This window comes from Aeromonas sp. R2-1 (genome assembly GCF_040908425.1).
In the GTDB taxonomy this organism is placed as follows: Bacteria; Pseudomonadota; Gammaproteobacteria; order Enterobacterales; family Aeromonadaceae; genus Aeromonas; species Aeromonas caviae.
Genome location: NZ_JBFODR010000023.1, coordinates 324620 through 346641, shown reverse-complemented (window position 1 = coordinate 346641; position 22022 = coordinate 324620). Strand labels below are relative to the sequence as shown.

The following is a 22022-nucleotide window of genomic DNA, read 5'->3' as shown; positions in this document are numbered from 1 at the left end:
ATTCTCCGATCATTCTTACGCAGTAACAAGACGGAATATCAATCGGGCAGCCTGACCTTGTGCCCAGCCCGCAGCAAGCCTCCCAGACCGTGCTCTTCCAGATAGCGGGCAAACAGGCCGCGCAGCACGTGAGGATTATCATGCTTGAGACCATCGGCCATCAGCGCCTTCAACTCGCCAAGGTCGGATTGCCGCAGCACGTATTTGATGCGGGAGATGTTGTGGGTATTCATGCTGAAACGGCGATAGCCCATGGCCAGCAGCAGCAGCACCCCGACCGGATCGCCAGCCAGCTCGCCACAAACAGAGACCGGCTTGTGATAGCGCTGAGAGGCATCGACCAACAGTTGCAAAGCGCGGATCACCGCGGGATGGAAGGCATCGTAGATGCTGGCGACACGGGCATTGTTGCGATCCACCGCCAGCAGGTACTGAGTCAGGTCGTTGCTGCCCACCGACCAGAAGTCGATGAGCGGCGCCATCTCCGGCAGGATGTACAGCGCGGAGGGGACTTCTATCATCACTCCGAGACTGGGGTAGCGGATCACCGCATCGCGGCTGGCCGCTTCTTCCGACACCTCGCGCCACGCCTGATCCAGCAGACGACGGGAGGCCTTGATTTCACTGACGCTGCTGATCATCGGCAGCATGATGGCCAGATTGTCCAGCCCTTCGCTGGCCCGCAACATGGCCTTGAGCTGAACCAGGAAGAGCTCGGGGTGATCCAGGGTGAGCCGGATCCCCCGCCAACCAAGGAAGGGATTTTCCTCCACGATGGGGAAATAGGGCAGTTGTTTGTCCCCCCCCACGTCCAGAGTCCGCATGCAAACCGGGCGATCCCGATAGGTTTCCAGGATCCCGCGATAGCGGGCAGTCTGCTCCCACTCCGAAGGGAAGCTGTCCTGCAGCATGAAGGGGATCTCGGTGCGATAGAGCCCGACCCCGTCCGCCAGATGATTGAGGGAGATCTCGGTATCCGCACTCAGCCCTGCGTTGAGCAGCAGAGAGACCTTGGTGCCGTCGGCGGTCTCGGAGGGCTGGTTGTCGACGCTACGCACCAGGGTGTCGAGTGCCCGCTCCTCACTCAGCAGTTGCCGGTACTCGGTCAGGATCACCTGGTTGGGTTCGATGAAGAGATCGCCGCTGTAGCCATCGATGACCAGAGTGCGCCCGCCGATGTCACCGAGGGGCAGATCCACCCCCATGATGGCCGCCACCCCCATGGCACGGGCCAGGATGGCGGCATGGGAGTTGGTCCCGCCCTTGAGCGACACCACACCGCTCAGAAATTCCCTCGGGATCTCCGCAAGGATGGTGGCCGTCACTTCATCGGCGACCAGCACCACGGGTTCGCCGATGGTGAGCTGCTCGGGTTCGTCCTGCACCAGCCGGCTGATGAGCCGCTGGGCGATGTCTTTCACATCGGTGGAGCGTTCCCGCAGATAGGGATCCTTCATCCCCTTGAACTGCTCTATCAGCCGATCGCTGATGAGTTTGACCGCCGAGATCGCCGTCCAGTGTTCCTTGCTGACCTTGTTGCGGATGGGCTTGATGTAGCCGGGATCGTTAAGCAGGTGCAGATAGATGTCGAAGATGGCGACCGAGTCCTGGCTGTAGCTCTCGCGAAAGCGCAGTGCCAGGCTCTCCAGATCATGGCGCACTTCCTCCACCGCCAGCTCGAGACGGGCAAGCTGCTTGGCATGATCCTCGTCCTTGCGCGGCGTGATGGTATTGAGCGCCTTGCGCGGACGCCACACCCAGGCCTTGGCGATGGCGATGCCACTCGCCCCGGCAATACCGCGCAGCGGCTTGCTCCAGTCGGTCTTCTGCAGCCACCCCTTGGCCTGGGCCTGGGCGATGCGGGCAGCCAGCTGAGCCGCCAGGGTGACCATGAAGGACTCCTCCCCCTCATCGAAGAGGCGGCTCTCCTTCTGCTGCACGACCAGAATCCCCACCACCTGACGCTGATGCATGATGGGAGCGCCGAGGAAGGAGCGAAACGCCTCTTCCGCCACATCGGGCAGGAACTTGAAACTGGGGTGAGAGGGGGCATCGGCCAGGTTGATCAGCTCTTCACGCTGACCCACCAAGCCGACGATACCCTGCTCGAACGGCAGGGTGGCCTTGCCCACGGCCGATTCGGCCAGACCATCGGTCGCGGCCAGTCGATAGCGGCGCATGTCCGGCTCGGCCACATAGACGGAGCAGCAGTCCACCGTCATGGCGAGCCGGGTCTGGCTCACCAATGCTTGCAAGGCCTGTTCGAGGGTGTTGGCCTCGGCCATGCTTTCCACGATGCGTCTGAGTTCCGTCAGCAACTAGTTGTGCTCCTTAACGCGAGCGGTTGCGCCGCCCATCTTTTCGGTTAGCCTGCACCACGGGGACTGGCATGGCCAGCGGGGCAAACTCCTTCATCACCCGGCGGTAAACCTCCCGCTTGAAGGAGACGACCTGACGAACCGGGTACCAGAAGCTGACCCAACGCCAATCATCAAATTCCGGGTGACCATGACAGCCAAACTGGATCCTGGCCTCTTTGCCAGGATCGAGCTGCAACAAAAACCATTTCTGCTTCTGGCCAATACAGACCGGTGAACTGTCCCAGCGGACGAGTCGTTTGGGTAAGCGATACTTCAGCCAGTTGCGACTGGTCGCCAGTATGGTCACATCGTCCTGCTTGAGGCCTATCTCCTCATACAGCTCACGATACATGGCCTGTTCCGGCGATTCACCATCATCAACCCCCCCCTGCGGAAACTGCCAGGAGTGCTGCCCATAGCGCTTAGCCCACAATACTTGTCCGTCACGGTTACAGATCACGATGCCGACATTGGGACGAAATCCGTCACCATCTATCACGTGATCACCTTATAAAGGCTGAATCTATAACGAGATTGTTCCACATTCACCCCGTGGCGGCAAACAGGGACTGTCATCTTCCATTCATGAATAACTTGGCATTTCAAGCAAAGTTATAAACAAATTGAAGGTTCATGCTAGGCAAGTTGCCCACCCAGACTGTGCATAAACCTGTGATCAAGCAGGTATATACAGTAGTTTTATACTGTGGCATTGCACGGAAGCATATCATACCCGATTCACTTAAAAACAAAATATACATTTAAATACATAAGGTTATAGTTTAATTGCTGGATCAAGATCCATGTCTTTTGCCTAAGAGGATCCAGCCTGTCAATTGTGAACAAGTTCGACTGCTCAAAGATCCACCAAGACGGATTTATCCACAGATATGGCGCATTATCTGCACCGAAATGGCGCTGAAAATCGGCGTACTCTCACATTTATTTCTGGTGCCACGCTTCCTTTCACCACTTTACGCCAGTTATCCAAGATTTCTGTGGATAACTGTGTGCAACAGCTCGCACAAACCCTTGGACAACTCGTTTATGTGGGGATCCGGCGGGCCAACATACTGGATAAATAAAGTAAAACCCTTTAAAATCATTTAGATATGTTGAATTCTGTCACCCATGTCTCCCTGTGTATAGTCGGGCGAGGATCGGTTATAAAATCAGCGATACCATGCAAGGATCCGTATTGCGATGTCTATTATCTCCAGAGGAGCCCTCATGCCTGCCAATCCCCAGTCAGAACAAGAGCTGCTCAGTCGAGCCTACGCCATGGCTGGCTTCACTCTGGCCCAGCTTGCCGCAACGGCGGGCATCCCCGTACCGCGGGATCTCAGACGTGACAAGGGCTGGACAGGGCAGTTGATCGAGTGGCAGCTGGGGGCCAGTGCAGGTAGTCGTCCCGAGCAGGATTTTCCGGATCTCGGTATCGAGCTCAAGACGATCCCCGTCGATCCTCAAGGGCGCCCGCTGGAAACCACCTTTGTCTGCGTGGCCCCCCTCATCGGGGTCAGCGGCCAGCGCTGGGAGGAGTCGAACGTGCGCAACAAGCTGTCGCGGGTGCTCTGGATCCCGGTGGAAGGCAGCCGCGACATCCCTGTCGGCGACCGTCGCGTCGGCATGCCGCTGCTATGGAGCCCGAATGAAGAGGAAGAAGGACTGCTGCGACAGGACTGGGAAGAGCTGATGGACATGATAGTGCTGGGGGAAGTGGAGCAGATCAGCGCCCGCCACGGCCAAGTATTGCAGCTGCGCCCCAAGGCGGCCAACAGCAAGGCGCTGACCCGCGCTATCGGCCGCAATGGCCAACCCATCATGACGCTACCACGGGGCTTCTACCTCAAGATCGAGTTCACCCATCAACTCCTGCAGCGCCATTTTGCCCTCCCCCTTTGATCCTGTTTATCAACATCCTTGTCATAAAGTGATATAAAAATAACCAACGCTACTTTCTTCGCAGCCAGTGACAAGGAGTCCATATGCCGATCAACAAGCAATTCCTCAAATCGCGTCCCGAGGTAAAGGTGACCTTTGCCGTCGAAAAGGAGGCCGCCGGTGATGCCGAGCAGGTCTTGCTGCTGGGTGAATTCAGCCAGTGGCAGCCCATTGAACTGAAGAGGATGAAAAACGGGGAGTTCAAGGCGACACTCAACCTGCCGACCGATGGCCCCAGCCATTTCGAGTATTGCTATCAGCTAGTGCAACCCGATGGTGAAACCCTTTATGACAACGACTGGGAGGCGGACGACTATGTGCCTGGCCCCTTCGGGCGTGACAACTCTGTGGTGCGGGTCAGCCAGCCCGGTTGAGCCAATACCCCGCACACGGATACAAAAAAGGCTCGCCATTGGCGAGCCTTTTCACTACCTGTCGAGCTTTTCGCCGACATACCGACACCAATTCGAATCGAATTAGTTGAGCTTCTCTTTGATACGAGCAGCTTTGCCGGACAGGTTGCGCAGGTAGTACAGTTTGGCGCGGCGAACATCACCACGACGCTTCAGTTCTACACTGTGGATCAGCGGAGAGTGAGTCTGGAATACACGCTCAACACCTTCGCCGTTGGAGATCTTGCGAACGGTGAAAGCAGAGTGCAGACCGCGGTTACGCTTGGCAATCACGATGCCTTCGAAAGCCTGCAGACGCTCTTTACCACCTTCTTTAACACGAACTTGAACACGTACGGTGTCGCCCTGGGCAAAAGCCGGGATGTCGGTACGCAGTTGCTCTTGTTCAAGCTGCTGAATAATCTTGCTCATTGTCTTTCCTTACCTAGGATAAACTGAAAACTCTACTTAACGCTGTCACGCACTTCGCGGACATACTCGGCAAGAAGTGATTCTTGCTCGTCAGTCAGAGCTAGGTTGTTAATAAGTTCCGGCCTTCTCTGCCAGGTTCGTCCGAGCGATTGCTTGAGTCGCCAGCGCCGAATCACTTCGTGATTGCCGCTTGTCAGCGCCTCGGGCACCGTCAGCCCATCCAACACCTCCGGCCGAGTATAGTGGGGATGATCCAGCAGCCCATCCGTGAAGGAGTCCTGCTCGGCACTGGCCTGATCACCCAAGACCCCCGGGACCAGACGCGAAACCGCATCGATCAGGGTCATGGCAGGCAGCTCGCCACCACTTAACACGTAATCTCCGATAGACCACTCTTCGTCGACTTCGGTTTGTATCACGCGCTCATCGATACCTTCGTATCGACCGGCGACCAGAATCAGTTTCTGATTCGTCGCCAACTCGGTTACGCCCGCTTGAGTCAGCTTGCGTCCCTGAGGAGAGAGATAGATGACTTTCGCCCCGTCTCCCGCCGCTTGCTTGGCTGCATGAATGGCATCACGCAGCGGCTGAACCATCATCAACATGCCGGGCCCACCACCATAAGGACGATCATCGACCGTACGGTGTTTGTCGTGGGTGAAGTCCCGAGGGTTCCAGCACTCAATCTGCAGCAGGCCACTCTTGACGGCCCGACCCGTTACCCCGTGCTCGGTAATGGCTCGGAACATTTCCGGGAAGAGGCTAATGACCCCAATCCACATAAGAAACCTCCGGCACCCGTGTTAGCGCGGGAAACTAGAAACCAGGATCCCAATCAACTTCGATTGTTCGAGCAGTCAGATCAATATTCTTGATCACCTGCTCTTCCAGGAACGGTATCAGCCGCTCCTTTGCACCAAAGGCATCTTTTACATTGGCCTCAACCACCAACACATCGTTGGAGCCGGTTTCCATCAATTCGGTCACCTTGCCCAGGTCGTATCCCTTGGTGGTTACCACGGTGCAACCAATGAGGTCACGCCAGTAGAACTCCCCTTCGGGCAACGCAGGCAACAGATCGGCGGGGACGCCAATCTCGACGTTGGTCAATGCCAGGGCATCCTCACGCACATCGATACCATCGAGTTTGCAGATCAGACCCTTGTTGTGACGCTTCCAGGATGACACCCGGATTTCACGCCACGCCCCGTTCTGATTGATCAGCCAGGGGTTGTAATCGAAAATCGCTTCGGCAACATCGGTGAAGGAGTTCACTTTAAGCCAGCCCTTGATCCCGTAAACGGTCCCCAGGGTGCCCAGAACTACAGGTTTTTCCACCTTAACTCCCTACCGTTTGGCTGATTAAGCAGCTTTGGCAGCGTCTTTGATCAGCTTGGCAACGCGGTCAGAAACAGCGGCACCAGTAGCAACCCAATGCTCGATACGAGCCAGGTCCAGGTTCAGCTTTTCAGCGTTACCAGCAGCAACCGGGTTGAAGAAACCGACGCGCTCGATGAAACGACCGTCACGGGCGTTACGGCTGTCAGCAACTACTACCTGGTAGAACGGACGCTTTTTCGCGCCACCACGTTGTAAACGAATGGTTACCATATCGTCCTCATAAACATCTAATGAACAAGGCCTGCAAATACGCAGACCCTAGCTTAAAATAAGCCGCGTAATTCTACTTGGATTCGTAATAATTGCAACCAAGCCAGCTATTTTTTGCGCAGGGATTGGCATGAAAAAGGCTCACCAGGGTGAGCCTTTCTGCCTGACCAGCAGGAAAATCAGAACGGACCGCGACCGCCACCACCGAATCCGGGGGGCAGCATGTTCTTCATCTGGCCCATCATCTTGCGCATGCCGCCCTTGCCGGACATCTTCTTCATCATGCGCTGCATCTCGGTGAACTGCTTGAGCAGCTTGTTCACATCCTGGACCTGCATGCCGGAGCCCGCAGCGATGCGGCGCTTGCGGGAGCCCTTGATGAGATCGGGATGGGCACGCTCTTTCGGCGTCATGGAGCTGATAATGGCCTCCATCCGCACGGTGAGCTTGTCATCCATCTGATCCTTGATGTTGTCCGGCAGGCCGGACATGCCAGGCAGCTTGTCGAGCATCCCCATCATGCCACCCATGTTGCGCATCTGGGCCAGCTGCTCACGGAAGTCTTCCAGATCGAAGCCCTTGCCACTCTTGACCTTGCTGGCCAGCTTGGCCGCCTTCTCTTTATCGACGTTGCGCTCCACCTCTTCGATGAGAGAGAGCACATCCCCCATGCCGAGGATGCGGGAGGCGAGACGATCCGGATGGAACGGCTCCAGCGCGTCGGTCTTCTCGCCCATACCGATGAACTTGACCGGTTTGCCGGTGATGTGGCGCACCGACAGTGCGGCACCACCGCGGGCATCACCGTCTGCCTTGGTAAGGATCACACCGGTGAGCGGCAGCGCCTCGTTGAAGGCCTTGGCGGTATTGGCAGCATCCTGGCCTGTCATGGCATCCACCACGAACAGGGTTTCGACCGGCTTGATGGTGGCGTGCAGATCCTGGATCTCCGCCATCATTTCGCCATCGACGTGCAGACGACCGGCTGTATCGACGATCACCACGTCATAGAACTTCTTGCGCGCCTGATCGATGGCGGCAGTGGCAATGGCGATCGGTTTCTGGCTGGCATCACTCGGGAAGAAGTCGACACCGATGTCGCCCGCAAGGGTCTCAAGCTGCTTGATCGCCGCCGGACGGTAGACGTCCGCACTGACCACCAGCACCTTTTTCTTGCTGCGCTCCTTGAGCAGTTTGGCCAGTTTGCCGACCGTAGTGGTCTTACCGGCCCCCTGAAGACCTGCCATCAGGATGATGGCCGGCGGCTGGGCAGCCAGGTTGAGCTGTTCGTTGGCCTCCCCCATCACGGTGACCAGTTCGCCATGGACTATCTTGATGAAGGCCTGGCCCGGGCTAAGGGATTTGGCCACTTCCTGGCCCACGGCTCGTTCCTTGACGCGCGCCACAAAATCGCGCACCACCGGCAAGGCGACGTCCGCCTCGAGCAACGCCATGCGGACTTCGCGCAGGGTATCCTTGATATTCTCTTCGGTCAGACGGCCGCGGCCGCTGACGTTGCGCAGGGTGCGCGAGAGTCGTTCAGTCAAATTCTCAAACATGACGCTTTCCGGTTCTTGGCGTGACACTGGGGGCATTATACCCCGGTCAGCACTCTAGGGACGATTACTCGCCGCTTGCCGCGGCGGCCTGCCATCGAACGGGCAGGTCAACAAATGGAGGGCAGTATACCCCAGTCAACGCCGGAGGACGATTATTCGCCGCACGGTGACCATCAACGCCTACTTATATGTGGGCAGTTAGCCTCTGGCACAACTGGCGAGCATATCTTGTGCAAGGTATACTGCCCCTCTTATCCATAAAGCTTGTTTGACAACGACCTGGTTATGATCGTGATCTCTGTTCTGGCCCTGGCGTTTTACCTGCTGGCCATCATCGCCTCACTGCACCTGCTGCTCAGCGCCAAGCCCGTCGGGCAAGTATCGCTGTTCGCCTGTGTCGGCCTGGCCCTGACCGCCCATGGCATGGCGGTGGGCAGCGAAGTGCTGGCCACCCATTCCGGCCAGAATCTCAGCATGTTGAACGTGGCGTCCCTGGTCAGCCTTATCATCAGTTGCTTCATGACCTGCGTCACCCGACGCTTCAACGGCTGGATCCTGCTGCCCGTCGTCTACAGTTTTTCAGCCCTGCTGCTGGCAGCCAGCGCGCTCATTCCCGGCCGCTACATCACCCATCTGGAAGCGCACCCCCAGTTACTGCTGCACATAGGCCTCGCGCTGATGGCCTATTCGGTACTGATGATCGCCTGCTTGTTTGCCCTCCAGCTTGCCTGCCTGGACAGGCAACTGAAATCCAGAAAGATCAGCCACCTGCCAGCCATGCCACCGCTGATGACAGTGGAGAAGCGCCTGTTTCAGCTCATTTCCGCAGGTCTGCTGCTGCTGACCCTCTCCATCGCATCCGGCCTGTTCTTCCTGGAAGACATGTTTGCCCAGGGCAAGTCCCACAAGGCCATCCTCTCTATCCTGGCCTGGTGCGTCTACGCTCTGCTGCTCTGGGGCCACCATACCCGTGGCTGGCGCGGCCGCAAGGTCATCATGCTGAGCCTCATCGGCAGCTTCATCCTGACACTGGCCTATTTTGGCAGCCGCTTCGTCAAGGAAGTGCTGCTTAGCTGACATACGAACATTCCCCAACCATCCTTACAGGAGCCCTTCTTGGACAGTATCTCAACGAGTACATTGCTGATTGTTCTCGTTATCTTGATCCTTTTGTCAGCCTTCTTCTCCAGTTCCGAAACCGGTCTGATGTCGCTCAACCGCTACAAGCTGCGGCATCTGGCCCAGACCAAGCACAAAGCTGCCCGCCGGGTCGAGAAGCTGCTGGCCAGGCCGGACCGCCTGCTTGGCCTCATTCTCATCGGCAACAATCTGGTCAACATCCTGGCCTCCGCCATCGCGACCATCGTCTGCATCCGGCTGTTCGGGGATCTCGGCGTCGCCATTGCCACCTTCGGGCTGACCCTGGTGGTGCTGGTATTCGGGGAAGTCACCCCCAAGACACTGGCGGCCATGTTCCCCGAGCGGATAGCCTACCCTGCCTCCTGGATCCTCAAGGGGCTGATGGTGCCGTTCGCTCCCCTTGTCTGGCTCATCAACAGCATCACGAACCTGCTGCTGAAACTCTTGCGTCTAGAGCACAACAAGGATGACTCCCTCAATTCCGAAGAGCTGCGCACCATCGTCAACGAGGCGGGCAATCTCATTCCCAAGCACCACCAGGAGATGCTGATAAGCATCCTGGATCTCGACAAGATGACGGTGGAGAACATCATGGTCCCGCGCAGCGAGATCTCCGCCATCGACATCAATGACGACTGGAAGATCATACTGCGCCAGCTGGCCCACTGCGCCCACACCAAGATCCTGCTCTATCGCGACAACATCGATGACGTCGTCGGCTTCCTGCACTCACGGGATGCCCTGAGACTGGTCGCCCGGGATCAGTTCAGCAAGTCCAGCCTGCTGCGGGAAGTCGACCCCATCTATTTCATCCCCCAGGGGACCCCCCTCAACGTGCAGTTGGCCAAGTTCCAGCGCAACAAGGAGCGAATTGGCCTTATCGTCGACGAATATGGCGATATTCAGGGGCTGATCACCCTGGACGACATCCTGGAAGAGATTGTCGGTGACTTCACCACCTCCATGACACCGACCCCGAGTGACGAGATCCATCCCCAGCCGGACGGCTCCTTCCTGGTTGAAGGCTCCGCCAGCATCCGCGAGCTGAACAAGGAGATGGACTGGCACCTGCCCATGGACGGCCCACGGACCCTCAATGGCGCCATCCTGGAGTACCTTGAGGAGATCCCCCAACCCAACATTAGTGTCAGGCTGGCGGGCTACCCTATCGAAATTCTCGAAGTGGAGAACAACATGGTGAAGATGGCGAGGATCATGCCGCACCTGTACCGGGACGATTCAGGGTACGAGGATTGAAAAAAGGCTGCCAATGGCAGCCTTTTTGTTTCACTCGCTCTCGTCATCCGGCTCCAGCACCAGAGTGGGGATGAGCTCACCGAACACCTGCTGCAACTCGTCACGGTTTGCCAGCAAATCCTGCAGCGTATAGCCATCCATCACCGCGAGGAAGGCGTTCATCGCCTCCTTCAAGGCACTCTTGAGCAGACAGACGGAGACGATATGGCAGACCGGGGAGCTGCAGTCGATCCCGTCCAGATTGCCCTCCAACGCCCGGATCACTTGCCCGATATTGATCTCGTCGGGGGAGCGCGCCATGCGGATACCACCATTCTTGCCGCGTTGTGACTGCAGATAGCCCAGTTTTACCAACTGGTTCACCACCTTCACCATGTGGTTACGGGATACGTCGTACAAGGCGGATACCTTGGCCACGCTCGACAGTTCCCCCTCCGGCAGGGTGGCCAGATAGAGCAGGGCCCTCAATCCAAAATCGGTATAGCTCGTTAGTCTCATAGTGCCTGTAGCGCCTAGCGCGAAGAATTGATGATTGATCCAGATCAATTAAACATTTAGGATGCAACTTAATAAGTGACATTCCAGATGTTCAATTAGAAAGGACCTCCTATGTTAGACCAAGCCACCATCGCCGTCATCAAGAGCACCATTCCTTTGCTCGAATCGGCGGGCCCTGACCTCACACGGCACTTTTATCAGCGCATGTTCAGCCACAATCCCGAGTTGAAGGATCTCTTCAACCTGGCTCACCAGCGTAGCGGGGGACAGCCCTTGGCACTGTTCAGTGCGGTGGCGGCCTATGCCAGAAACATCGACAATCTGGGGGCCCTGGCCGGAGCCGTTGAACGCATCGCCCACAAACACACGGGTTTCCTGATCCAGCCGGAACAATATCACATTGTGGGTAGTCATCTCTTGGCCACGCTCAAAGAAATGGGTGGCAACGCTGTCACGGAGGAGGTACTTACCGCCTGGGGCAAGGCGTACGGTGTGCTGGCCGACATCTTTATCGGCCGGGAGAGCGAGCTCTATCGGGAGAAGGCAAGCCAGGACGGTGGTTGGCAGGGAACCCGTCCTTTCATCATCAAGGAGAAGCGTCAAGAGAGTGAACTCATCACCTCTTTCGTCCTGGCCCCCCTCGATGGCAACCCCGTGTTGCGTTTCAAACCGGGGCAATATCTCAGTATCAAGCTGGTTCATCCCGCCCTCGAGCATCAGGAGATCCGCCAGTATTCCCTCTCGGACGCCCCCAATGGCCGCGACTACCGCATCAGCGTCAAGCGCGAACCCAGGGGTCAGGCCTCCAACCTGTTGCATGATCATCTTCACATCGGTGACACGGTCGACATCATGCCGCCGGCCGGCGACTTCTTCCTGCAAGAGGAGACAGACACGCCCGTGGTGCTGATCTCCGCCGGGGTCGGCCTCACCCCCATGCTGAGCATGCTCAACCACTTGCTGGCCGAGGGCCCGGATATGGATATTCGCTGGCTTCACGCCTGCGAACACGGCGCCCACCACGCGTTCAGGGACGAGATCCGGGCAAAGAGCAGGCAACACGGGAAACTGGAGAGCCGGATCTGGTATCGGGAGCCGGGGGAGCAGGATGTCAAAGGAGAGGATTACGACTTCAGCGGCACTCTGGCACTGGAGCAGGTCACCGACCTCATTCCGGCCGACGCCCACTACTATTTCTGCGGCCCTGTCCCGTTCATGAAGGCAGTCAAAGCTCAGTTGGAGAATGTGGGCGTGCCTGCCGAGCGGATGCACTACGAGGTCTTCGGCCCCCATCAGGGCCTCTGATCCCTCCCCTGACCGGGAAAATGCACAAGGCCCACAAGCACAGCTTCGTGGGCCTTGTAATATCAAAGCGGACTATCAGGACTCAGTGCATCGCCTTGGCACGGGCGATGGCATTGGCGGGCATCCGGTTGCCGAGCCGGCTGAGCAGGCTCGCCGCCTTCTGGTGAATGGCCTTGTCACCGATGACGGCGCCGTGCAGCCAGTGATACGCCTCCTCGTAATCCAGCGGACTCCCCATGCCCTGCAGCAACATCTCCACCCACTCCATCTGTGCCCGCAAGAAGCCGAGGCTCGCGGCTTCCCGCATCAGGGTCTCGGCCCGCACCAGATCCTTCTGAACCAGGATCCCCTTCCAGTAATAGCGGCCAAGCTGTTCCAGCGCCGGCGCCAGCCCCTGGTTGGCGGCCTCCCACATGTACTGCACTCCGATCTGGGCATCCGGCTTGGTGCAAACCCCCCACGCCAGCATGTCCCCCCAGAGGAACTGATAGGCAGGGATCTTCATCACCGAGGCCCGCGCCTCGATATCCTGGGTGAGCTGGCACCTGTCCTGCTTCACCCGGGCCAGATGGCGCCCCTGCTCTATCCAGTTGAGCAGTTCGTCCTGGCGATAGAGCGGCACGGCCTGCAACTCTCCCGCAGCAGCGGATGCCTGCGTCGTCGCCCTGGGCAGCGGCGCAGCTGTCGGTGCGGACGGTACAGGTGCGGATGCGGATGGCGCCTGGGCTGGCGCTGCTGACACAGGGAGGGATAACGTGGCGACAGAAGAGGCTGGCGTCAGGGCTGGCTGGGCCGATGATGAGGCCGGTGACAAGGGTGCAGCCGCCACCGCCTGGGTGGACGCGGCGGCCGAGGTGGACTCCGCCCCCTGCAAGGGGAGGCTGCACACACCGATAATGGCGATGAGGGTTCTTGGTTTTATCATAGGGATCTCCTGCTGCCTTCTGTTATCGGCAGCCAGGGCCATCTCCTTAGCCCGCCACACCCAACCCCAAAATGACAAAGGGGAGCCTGGGCTCCCCTTGCGGTCGACGTAGAGACTTACTTGACGAAGTCGACGCCCAGCTGGATGTCAGCCTTCAGGGTGGCCAGCATGCTGTCCATCGCTTCCTGCTCGAAGGCGCTCAGCTTGCCGTAGTCCAGCACGGTTTCGACGCCGTTCTTGCCGAGCAGCACCGGCTGCGCGAAGAAGGCGGCGTGCTCACCGTTGCCTTCCACATAGGCACACTCGATGACGTTGGCTTCCCCTTGCAGACCCTTGATGAGCGACAGACCGAAACGGCAGGCTGCCTGACCCATGGAGAGAGTGGCAGAACCGCCACCGGCCTTGGCTTCCACCACTTCGGTACCGGCATTCTGAATGCGCTTGGTCATGGCAGCCACTTCCTCAGCGGTGAAGCTGGCGCCTTCAACCTGGGAGAGCAGCGGCAGAATGGTCACGCCACTGTGACCGCCGATGACGTTGACACGTACCTTGTCAACGTTCAGGCCCTTGGCTTCGGCCACGAAGGTCTCGCCACGGATCACATCCAGGGTGGTCACGCCGAACAGACGACGCTTGTCATAGACACCGGCTTTCTTCAGCACTTCGGCGGCGATGGCGACCGTGGTATTAACCGGGTTGGTGATGATGCCGATCAGTGCCTTCGGGCAGGAAGCGGCACACTTTTCCACCAGGTTCTTGACGATCCCGGCGTTGATGTTGAACAGGTCGGAACGGTCCATGCCGGGCTTGCGCGCCACGCCGGCAGAGATCAGCACGACATCGGCGCCAACCAGAGCCGGGCTCGGATCTTCACCGCAGAAACCTTTTACTTTCACGTCAGTCGGGATGTGGCTCAGGTCCGCCGCCACGCCCGGAGTGACCGGGGCAATGTCATACAGGCTCAGTTCGGAACCGGCAGGCAGGCGGTTTTTCAACAGCAGAGCGAGGGCTTGGCCGATGCCACCGGCGGCACCCAGAACGGCAACTTTCATGATCAACTCCATGTCTAAGCGTAGGTTTAAGGTTGTTTCTAGTTGGGTTAACGCTGATTCTTATTGTGCGCCTCACCTTAAAGGATCCCCTCCTAAAAAACAATCCGATAACAGTTGTAATCACGGGTTCTGTGAGCCAGGGAACAAGCGGCGATGAAAGCGGAGAGGAATATGCGATAAATGGGAGGAAAGACACAGATTTCCTGTGCTCCCCTCACCATTAAGAGGTAAATGTGACTATTTCAGGACTGGAAAGCCAGTGCCCGACGCTCACACCAGCGGAAACCAATTGTTAACAATCCATTCATAGTCAGATAGAGCGCTCCGGCCACGGTGAACACCGCCAGAGTGTCATAGGTCTGGGCGTTGAGACGCTGGGCCAGCCCCATGATGTCCATGATGGTAATGGTGCTCGCGAGCGAACTCCCCTTGAGCACCAGGATCACCTCGTTGGAATAGGCGGGGACCAGCCGACGGGCGGCATGGCGGGTCTTCATCCACAGGGTCTGTCCGGCCGAGAAACCGAGCGCACGGCAGGCCTCCACCTCACCGGCGGGGATGGCGTCGAGCGCCCCCTTGAACAACCGGGTGGAGTAGGCTGCGGTATTGAAACCGAGCGCCAGCACGGCGCAGAACCAGGGTTGCTTGAGCAGCGGCCAGAGCGGCCCCGCCTTGAGCCATTCAAACTGGCCAGGCCCGTAGTAAATGAGAAAGATCTGGATGAGCAGCGGCGTACCGGTAAAGACCAGTACCCAGAGCTGCACCAGCTGGGTCGCCACCGGAATGCGACGCTCCAGCACCCAGGTCATGCCGGCCGCCATCAGCACGCCCAGCAACAAGCTGAACGCGGTGAGCTGCAGGGTGATCGCCAGCCCTCCCAGCAGGGTCATCAGGTAATCCTGCATGGTCAGCCTCCGTAACGGCGGGTATAGCGGGACGCCTGCTTCAAGCCGAATTCACTCACCAGACTGATGGCCAGATAGATGAGGGCGGCAGCGGCGTACCAGGTGAAGGGTTGATAGGTGCTGGCCGAAGCCATCTGTGCCTGACGCATCATCTCGTTCACCCCGATGAGGGAGACCAGAGCTGTGTCTTTCAACAGCACCAGCCACTGGTTGCCGAGCCCGGGCAGGGCGTGACGCCAGGCCTGGGGCAGCACGATGCGAAAGAAGGTGTGCCCCTTGCCCAGGCCGAGCGCCTGCGCCGCCAGCCGCTGCCCAGGGGGCACCGCATTGAGGGCGGCACGCAGGGTCTGGGTGGCGTAGCTCGCAAACAGCAGGGAGAGCGCCAGCACACCGCAGGCGAACGGGCTGAACTCCACATACTCCCCGGTGATGAGGAACAGCACCTGGGTCGAGCCGAAGTAGATGAAGAGCACCACCAGCAACTCGGGCAGACCTCGGATCAAGGTGGTCAGGGTGGCCACGGGCCACACCAACGCACGCTGCTTGCTCAACTCAGCCGCACTGAATGCCAGTGCCAGCACCATGCCACCGACCAGGGATGCCAGGGCCAGCCCGAGGGTCATCCAGGCTGCATCCAACAACAGGCTCAACATGGCTTACTGCGCGAAGTACTTGTCATAGATCTTCTGATAGGTGCCGTTGGCCTTGATCTCGGCCAGCCCCTTGTTCAGCTGGGTCAGCAGCTCCTGGTTGCCCTTGGCCACCGCGATGCCAAAACCGGTACCGAAGTACTTGGCGTCGGTCACCGGGGTACCAACCACGGCGTATTCCTTGTGCTGCTTGAGCCAGTCCGCGGCCACCGCCGTATCGGCAAACACGCCGTCAGTACGGCCATTCATCATGTCGAGGAAGGCGCTCTGGTAGCTGGCGTAGGGCACGGTCAGCAGACCCTTGCTCACCCAGTTGTCCACCAGATAGGACTGGTGGGAGGTGCCGTTCTGCACGCCGACTGTCTTGTCCACCAGATCGTCCGGCCCCTTGAAGGTCTCTTTCTTGGCGACGAACACCGCGGAGTTCTCGTAATAGATGTCGGAGAAGTCGACCTGGGCGGCCCGCTCCGGCGTCACGTCCATGGCGGCGATGACGGCATCATAGCGACGGAACTTGAGGCTGGGGATCAGGCTGTCGAAGGCCTGGTTGTGGAAGCTGCACTCCAGCTTGGCCTGCTCGCAGACCGCGCGGGCCAGATCGATGTCAAAGCCCTGGAACTCGTTCTTGTCATCCAGGTATTCGAACGGCGCATAGGTTGCCTCGGTGGCGAACTTGATCTCTTTGGCCAGCACAGAAGTGCTCAGCAGACCCATGGCGGCGATCAGCAACAGACTCTTTTTCATGACAGCTTCCTTATCGACTCAATATCAATGCATCAAGAATTCGGCAAACCGGCTGGTTTGCGGGGACTGGAAGATGGCGGCGGTGCCGGATTCGATGATCCGCCCCTTCTCCAGATAGATCACCTGACTGGCCACCTTGCGGGCGAACTCCACCTCGTGGGTCACCACCACCTGGGTGATGCCGGTCTGGCTCAGGGTGCGGATGATCTCCGCCACCTCTTTGGTAATTTCGGGATCCAGGGCAGCCGTCGGTTCGTCAAACAGCAGCACCTGGGGATCCATCATCAGGGTCCGGGCAATGGCGACCCGCTGCTGCTGGCCACCGGAAAGCCGTGCGGGCCAGGCGTCCCGTTTGTCGGCCAGTTGCAGCTGGGCCAGCAGATAGGCCCCTTTCTCGATGGCCGCCTCGCGGCTCATGCCGAGCACCTTGACGGGCGCTTCAATCAGATTCTCCATCACGGTGAGGTGCGGCCACAGATTGTACTGCTGGAACACCATGCCCACCTTGCGGCGCAGCGCCTGTGCCTGACGGTTGAATTCGGCAGTAGAGAGGCTGGACGGGAAAGAAAATTCACTGTCTGCGATGCGCAACACACCGGCATCCGGCGTGTCCAGCAAGTTCATCATGCGCAGCAGAGAGCTCTTGCCTGCCCCGCTCGGGCCCAGCAATACCAAGGTCTCGCCGGGAGCAGTCCGAAAGCTCACCTGCTGCAGTACCGGCACCTTGTGCCAGGATTTTTCGATGCCGATTAATTCGATACCCATACAGCCCAATTGAATAAGTTTTCAAAATTTCGTCCTGATTCTAGCGCCAGCATAAGTTGATGCAAGCTATATTTGAATCAATATGCAGAACAAGCGCCGCTTCCTTGCCAAAACAGGCATATGAATGCAAAATAGCAGCGCTGTTCGTATCTGCCGCCTGAGCGTGACAGGCGGTCACTCCCCTCATTCGTGAGTCCAAGATGAAACATAACGACAAGCAAGAAAAACTGGCCAAGGCCTTTAAAGCCTTGCTGAAAGAGGAGCGTTTTGGCTCCCAGGCAGAGATAGTGACTGCCCTGCAAGAGATGGGCTTCGAGAACATCAACCAATCCAAGGTCTCGCGCATGCTGAGCCGCTTCGGCGCCGTTCGCACCCGCAATGCCAAGATGGAGATGGTCTACTGTCTGCCGGTGGAACTGGGCGTGCCCACCACCTCCAGCCCCCTCAAGAACCTGGTGCTGGATGTCGACCACAACGGCGCTCTGGTGGTAATCCACACCAGCCCCGGCGCAGCCCAGCTGATCGCCCGCCTGCTTGACTCCCTCGGCAAGGCCGAAGGGATCCTCGGCACCATCGCCGGTGATGACACCATCTTCATCACCCCGACCAGCGATACCGACATCGAGGAGCTCTACCTCTCCGCCCTCGAGCTGTTCGAGCAGACGCCCTGATCCGGTCGCCTTGGGCGATCCGCACAAAAATCCCGGCCTTGGCCGGGATTTTTTGTTTTGAGCAGTCGGCAGGCCGGGTTTATTTGCCCTCGGCCACCAGAAAATCGACGGAAGGGGCGAAGAAGGCCGCGCCGGTCACCGCCCGGGTGAAGCGCAGCAGGTGGTCGAAGTGGCTGCCTTCCCCTTTGTACATACTGGCCAGCATGGCGTTGAAGTGCAGCGGCGTGCGGCAGCAGGAGATGAAGTAGAGCCCCTGCTCGCTCATGGTGCCCCAGGGCATGCTCTGGCGCAGGATCTCCATGGACTCCCCCTTCGGGGTCTTGAGGTTGACCCGCTTGATGTGGGAAGTGAGCGGCTTGTCGGCGGACTCGTATTCGATGTTGTCGACCTTGGTGCGGCCTATGATGTCTTCCTGCTCCTTCAGGGCCAGCTTCTCCCAGTCGCTCATGGCGTGGACCCAGCGCTGCACGTGGATGTAGGAGCCACCGGCGAACTCGCCGCCGTCCAGCAACGCCACCTCGGCGCGGTGCTCATCCTGCGGGTTCTCGGTGCCGTCGACGAAACCGGTCAGATCCCGGCAATCCTGGTTGCGAAAACCGCGGACTTCCTCGGCCAATTCAACAAGCCCGGCCAGCAGGGCCATGACGCGATGACCGGCATGATGCAGCACGTCCACCCGATCGGCACGCAATTGTACGAAGAGATCGAACGGGGTATTGGGGGCCTCCTGACCGTTGGCGGATTGCGCCATGAAACCGCGGAACTGGGGCGGCCGGGCGGCAGGATAGAGATCATCCCAGGCGTCGGCCCCGACGGCGACCAGACCGCTGAAGGCCGCATCGGGGAAGTCGGCGCTCACCGCCTCCCAGAGTGCTGGCAGGCTGGCCAGGCGGGAGGTCAGGGCAGCGGCGTCACCGGTGCGATTGAACATCAGATAGAGGGCGTGCAGATTCGGCTCTGCGCAGATCCCGGCTTGGGCTTTCATGTCTCTCTCCAAGTGCGTTGGCTATGGGCGTGGCGCGATTATAAACCAGCGCGCTTCCAGTTCATTGATTTCACGACAATACCACGCACTCAGGGCAAGGGGTCAAACAACACCAGGGCATGAGGCGCCACGGTCACCCGCGCGCGCTCCCCTTCCAGGGGCTCACCGATGCTGGCTTCCAGTTGCTGGCCGCCACACTCGACCAGTACCCGGCAGTGATGGCCCAGGAACTGTTGCTCACGCACCCGGAGCTCGCCGTCATCCGCCGCCGTCAGCGCCAGTTGCTGAGGTCTGAGCATGAGCTGCAACCGCTCCCCCACCGCGCGGCCATGGGGCTCCTGACCGCAGATGGTTCCAAGGAGGGTCTGCACGCAGTGGTTGTCCACCACCTCGGCCGCCAGATAATTGACCCCGCCGAGAAACTCCGCCACGAAGCGGTTCCCGGGTCGGCGATAGAGCTGCTCCGGCTCCCCCACTTGCTCGATGCGACCGGCGCGAAACAGGGCCAGCCGATCGGCGAAGGCGAAGGCCTCTTCCTTGCTGTGGCTGACGAAGATGGCGCCAATGCCCTGCTGTTTGAGCAGGGCGCGGATCTCGAGGATCAGCTTCATCCGCACCTGGGTGTCGATGTTGGAGAAGGGCTCGTCCAGCAGCATCAGGCGCGGCTTGCACACCAGGGCGCGGGCGATGGCCACCCGCTGCTGCTGGCCGCCGGAGAGCTGGTGGGGATAGCGCTCCCCCAGCCCCTGCAGGTTGACCAGCGCCAGCGCCTCTTCCACCTGCTGCTGGCGGCTGCCGCGATCCTGCCCGGTCAGGCCGAAGCCGACGTTCTCGGCCACCGTCAGGTGAGGAAAGAGAGCGTAATCCTGGAAGATCATGCCGATATGGCGGGCCTCCGGCGGCACACTCACTCCGGGGGCATCGAGCAGGGTCTCTCCCAGCCGGATCTCCCCCTGGGCCAGGGGCAGCAGACCGGCCACCGCCTTGAGCAGCGTGGTCTTGCCACAGCCGCTGGCCCCCAGCAGACAGACAATCTCGTTGTCGGCCACCTGCAGGGAGAGCTGCTCCAGCACGGGGCGGCCATTGTAGTGACAGCTGACCTTCTCGATATTCAGGCAGGACAAGGTTCTTTTCCTCTCGCGTAGTGATGCCGGACGGGGCCGCTCAATGGCCTGGACCATCCAGGGTACGGTTGATCCACAGCAGGGGAATCAGCCCCACCAGCACGATGACGATGGCACCGAGCGCCCCCCGCTCCAGCATCTCGTCCGAGACGAACTGATAGACGTGGGTCGCCAGGGTTTCGAAGTTGAACGGCCGCAGCAGCAGGGCGGCGGGCAGCTCCTTCATGGATTCGATGAACACCAGCATGGCGCCGGCAAAGAGGCCGCGCCGTACCAGCGGCAGGTGAATGCGACGCAGCATGCCGCCCGCCCCCTGCCCCAGAGAGCGGGCCGCCATGTCGAGGCTGGGGGAGATCTTGCTCATGCTGCTCTCCACCGACCCGATGGCGATGGCCACGAAGCGCACCAGATAGCCGAACACGATGGCGGTGAGGGTGCCGGTCAGGAGCAGACCGGGGCCCGGCATCCCGAGCCACTCGGCCAGATCGTTGATGCCAAAATCCAGGGCCGTGAGCGGCACCAGCACGCCGATGGCCAGCACAGTCCCCGGCATGGCATAGCCCATGGCGGCGAGGCGCAGGGGCAGCAGGCTGCGAGGCCCCCCATCGAGGCGACGGAAGAAGCCGAGCAGCAGGGCAATGGCCATGGCCAGCAGGGCGGTCAGGGCCGAGATGGCGAGGCTGTTGCCCGCAAAGCGCACGAATTCGGGCGTCCACGACAGCGCGAAGTAACGCACCCCGTAATCGAGCAGGATGACGAACGGCAGGGCGAACCCCGCCAGCACCAGGCCCCAGCACCAGAGCCCGGCCAGCACGCCCCTCAGGCCCCCGAGGGGGTAACGCAGGGGCTGCTCGAAGCCCATGGACTTCTGGAACACCTGCTGGCGCTGGCGGGAGCGGCGCTCCAGCGCGATGAGCAGCACCACCGCCAGCAGCATCAGACAGGAGAGCTTGGCGGCGGTCGCCAGGCTGCCGTAGCCGAGCCAGGTGTCGTAGATGGCGGTGGTCAGGGTGTTGATGGCAAAGAAGTGGACGGTGGCAAAGTCCGCCAGCGTTTCCATCGCGACCAGAGATGCCCCCACCATGATGGCCGGGCGGGCCAGGGGGAGGCTCAGGCGGCGAAAGCTCTGCCAGGGGGTGCAGCCGAGCAGGCGGCTGGAGTGAATGAGGCTGACCGACTGCTCCAGGAAGGAGGCCCGTGCCAGCAGATAGACATAGGGGAAGAGCACCAGCGCCAGCACCCAGGCGGCGCCACCGAGGGAGCGAATGGCCGGGAACCAGTAGTCGGCCGGTCCCTGCCAGCCAAACAGGGCACGCAGCCCCGCCTGCAGCGGGCCCGAGTAGTCGAGCAGGTCGGTATAGACGTAGGCCACGATATAGGAGGGCATCGCCATGGGCAGCATCAGCGCCCATTGCAGGGCGCGGCGCCCCGGTACCTCGCACATGGCCACCAGCCAGGCGGTGGGCACTCCGAACAGCAGGCTGAGGCAGACCACCCCCAGCACCAGACCGGACGTGTTTCGCAGATAGTCGGGCAGTACGGTATCGGCGAGGTGGGCAAACAGTTCCCCATCAGCCGAGAAGGCGGAGAAGACCAGGGCGAGTACCGGCAAACCCAGCAGCAGGGCGGTGACCCAGCTGCCGGCAATCCATCCAAAATGTTTCATGAGTCCACAGAAGTTGATGGGGCCGTTGGCCCCATCT

23 protein-coding genes are annotated in these 22022 nt (G+C 59.8%); 6 read left to right on the top strand and 17 right to left on the bottom strand.

Features of this window, described 5'->3' with window-relative positions; genetic code table 11:
• Positions 1–38 precede the first annotated feature (38 nt).
• The gene (gene ptsP / locus AB5Y80_RS07920) at positions 39–2318 is read right to left on the bottom strand and encodes a phosphoenolpyruvate--protein phosphotransferase (protein ID WP_010673090.1); all 2280 of its coding nucleotides are present in this window, start codon (positions 2316–2318) and stop codon (positions 39–41) included.
• 13 nt (positions 2319–2331) lie between these two features.
• Positions 2332–2859 (bottom strand): RNA pyrophosphohydrolase, encoded by a 528-nt coding sequence (gene rppH / locus AB5Y80_RS07915; RefSeq protein ID WP_041210952.1) that lies wholly within the window; start codon positions 2857–2859, stop codon positions 2332–2334.
• Between the two features lie 731 nt (positions 2860–3590).
• Here rppH and mutH point away from each other — a divergent pair.
• Both mutH and AB5Y80_RS07905 read left to right on the top strand, forming a co-directional pair.
• Positions 3591–4265, top strand: coding sequence for a DNA mismatch repair endonuclease MutH (gene mutH, locus AB5Y80_RS07910; protein WP_042014896.1), 675 nt, complete (start codon positions 3591–3593; stop codon positions 4263–4265).
• Between the two features lie 83 nt (positions 4266–4348).
• Positions 4349–4678, top strand: coding sequence for an isoamylase early set domain-containing protein (locus AB5Y80_RS07905; RefSeq protein WP_010673087.1), 330 nt, complete (start codon positions 4349–4351; stop codon positions 4676–4678).
• 102 nt (positions 4679–4780) lie between these two features.
• On the opposite strand, the gene rplS is transcribed toward AB5Y80_RS07905, so the two are convergent.
• From rplS to ffh, 5 genes are all read right to left on the bottom strand, one after another.
• A complete protein-coding gene (gene rplS, locus AB5Y80_RS07900) occupies positions 4781–5128 on the bottom strand; it encodes a 50S ribosomal protein L19 (RefSeq protein WP_005313505.1) in 348 nt (115 codons plus the stop codon).
• Positions 5129–5160: 32 nt separating this feature from the next.
• Entirely contained in the window at positions 5161–5910 is a 750-nt protein-coding gene (gene trmD / locus AB5Y80_RS07895; RefSeq protein ID WP_010673086.1) for a tRNA (guanosine(37)-N1)-methyltransferase TrmD, read from the bottom strand.
• Positions 5911–5944: 34 nt separating this feature from the next.
• Complete coding sequence (gene rimM / locus AB5Y80_RS07890) at positions 5945–6466, bottom strand: ribosome maturation factor RimM (protein WP_039039979.1); 522 nt, start codon at positions 6464–6466, stop codon at positions 5945–5947.
• A gap of 24 nt (positions 6467–6490) precedes the next feature.
• Complete coding sequence (gene rpsP, locus AB5Y80_RS07885) at positions 6491–6739, bottom strand: 30S ribosomal protein S16 (protein WP_010673084.1); 249 nt, start codon at positions 6737–6739, stop codon at positions 6491–6493.
• 179 nt (positions 6740–6918) lie between these two features.
• Positions 6919–8298, bottom strand: a complete 1380-nt coding sequence (ffh, locus tag AB5Y80_RS07880; RefSeq protein WP_010673083.1) for a signal recognition particle protein — start codon at positions 8296–8298, stop codon at positions 6919–6921.
• Positions 8299–8583: 285 nt separating this feature from the next.
• On the opposite strand from ffh, the gene ccsA reads away from it, so the two are divergent.
• Positions 8584–9375 (top strand): inner membrane protein YpjD, encoded by a 792-nt coding sequence (ccsA, locus tag AB5Y80_RS07875; protein WP_039040017.1) that lies wholly within the window; start codon positions 8584–8586, stop codon positions 9373–9375.
• A 39-nt stretch (positions 9376–9414) separates the two neighbouring features.
• Positions 9415–10695: an HlyC/CorC family transporter gene (locus tag AB5Y80_RS07870; RefSeq protein WP_010673081.1), complete on the top strand. Its 1281-nt coding sequence runs from the start codon at positions 9415–9417 to the stop codon at positions 10693–10695.
• 30 nt (positions 10696–10725) lie between these two features.
• Here the strand turns inward: AB5Y80_RS07870 and AB5Y80_RS07865 are convergent, their stop codons facing one another.
• A complete protein-coding gene (locus AB5Y80_RS07865) occupies positions 10726–11193 on the bottom strand; it encodes an Rrf2 family transcriptional regulator (RefSeq protein WP_039039978.1) in 468 nt (155 codons plus the stop codon).
• 111 nt (positions 11194–11304) lie between these two features.
• Between AB5Y80_RS07865 and hmpA the strand changes: the two genes are divergently transcribed.
• Entirely contained in the window at positions 11305–12498 is a 1194-nt protein-coding gene (gene hmpA / locus AB5Y80_RS07860) for an NO-inducible flavohemoprotein (protein WP_368172764.1), read from the top strand.
• A gap of 82 nt (positions 12499–12580) precedes the next feature.
• On the opposite strand, the gene AB5Y80_RS07855 is transcribed toward hmpA, so the two are convergent.
• From AB5Y80_RS07855 to AB5Y80_RS07830, 6 genes are all read right to left on the bottom strand, one after another.
• Entirely contained in the window at positions 12581–13171 is a 591-nt protein-coding gene (locus AB5Y80_RS07855; protein WP_341769671.1) for a flagellar protein MotX, read from the bottom strand.
• Between the two features lie 368 nt (positions 13172–13539).
• Positions 13540–14475 (bottom strand): malate dehydrogenase, encoded by a 936-nt coding sequence (gene mdh / locus AB5Y80_RS07850; protein ID WP_257726161.1) that lies wholly within the window; start codon positions 14473–14475, stop codon positions 13540–13542.
• 242 nt (positions 14476–14717) lie between these two features.
• Positions 14718–15380, bottom strand: a complete 663-nt coding sequence (artM, locus tag AB5Y80_RS07845; RefSeq protein WP_010673075.1) for an arginine ABC transporter permease ArtM — start codon at positions 15378–15380, stop codon at positions 14718–14720.
• 2 nt (positions 15381–15382) lie between these two features.
• Positions 15383–16033 (bottom strand): arginine ABC transporter permease ArtQ, encoded by a 651-nt coding sequence (gene artQ, locus AB5Y80_RS07840; protein WP_042014905.1) that lies wholly within the window; start codon positions 16031–16033, stop codon positions 15383–15385.
• A gap of 3 nt (positions 16034–16036) precedes the next feature.
• Positions 16037–16774, bottom strand: coding sequence for an arginine ABC transporter substrate-binding protein (locus AB5Y80_RS07835; protein WP_010673073.1), 738 nt, complete (start codon positions 16772–16774; stop codon positions 16037–16039).
• Positions 16775–16798: 24 nt separating this feature from the next.
• Positions 16799–17539 carry an ATP-binding cassette domain-containing protein gene (locus tag AB5Y80_RS07830; protein WP_041214472.1) on the bottom strand — a complete coding sequence of 247 codons (741 nt, stop codon included), beginning with the start codon at positions 17537–17539 and terminating at the stop codon, positions 16799–16801.
• 200 nt (positions 17540–17739) lie between these two features.
• Between AB5Y80_RS07830 and argR the strand changes: the two genes are divergently transcribed.
• Positions 17740–18210, top strand: coding sequence for a transcriptional regulator ArgR (argR, locus tag AB5Y80_RS07825; protein ID WP_005308670.1), 471 nt, complete (start codon positions 17740–17742; stop codon positions 18208–18210).
• Between the two features lie 79 nt (positions 18211–18289).
• Here the strand turns inward: argR and AB5Y80_RS07820 are convergent, their stop codons facing one another.
• The 3 genes from AB5Y80_RS07820 to AB5Y80_RS07810 all read right to left on the bottom strand — a co-directional run bounded on the left by AB5Y80_RS07820 (position 18290) and on the right by AB5Y80_RS07810 (position 21985).
• Positions 18290–19195, bottom strand: coding sequence for a Dyp-type peroxidase (locus AB5Y80_RS07820; protein ID WP_042864452.1), 906 nt, complete (start codon positions 19193–19195; stop codon positions 18290–18292).
• Between the two features lie 89 nt (positions 19196–19284).
• The gene (locus tag AB5Y80_RS07815; RefSeq protein ID WP_167825805.1) at positions 19285–20319 is read right to left on the bottom strand and encodes an ABC transporter ATP-binding protein; all 1035 of its coding nucleotides are present in this window, start codon (positions 20317–20319) and stop codon (positions 19285–19287) included.
• Positions 20320–20359: 40 nt separating this feature from the next.
• A complete protein-coding gene (locus AB5Y80_RS07810; protein ID WP_368172763.1) occupies positions 20360–21985 on the bottom strand; it encodes an ABC transporter permease in 1626 nt (541 codons plus the stop codon).
• Between the last annotated feature and the right edge of the window lie 37 nt (positions 21986–22022).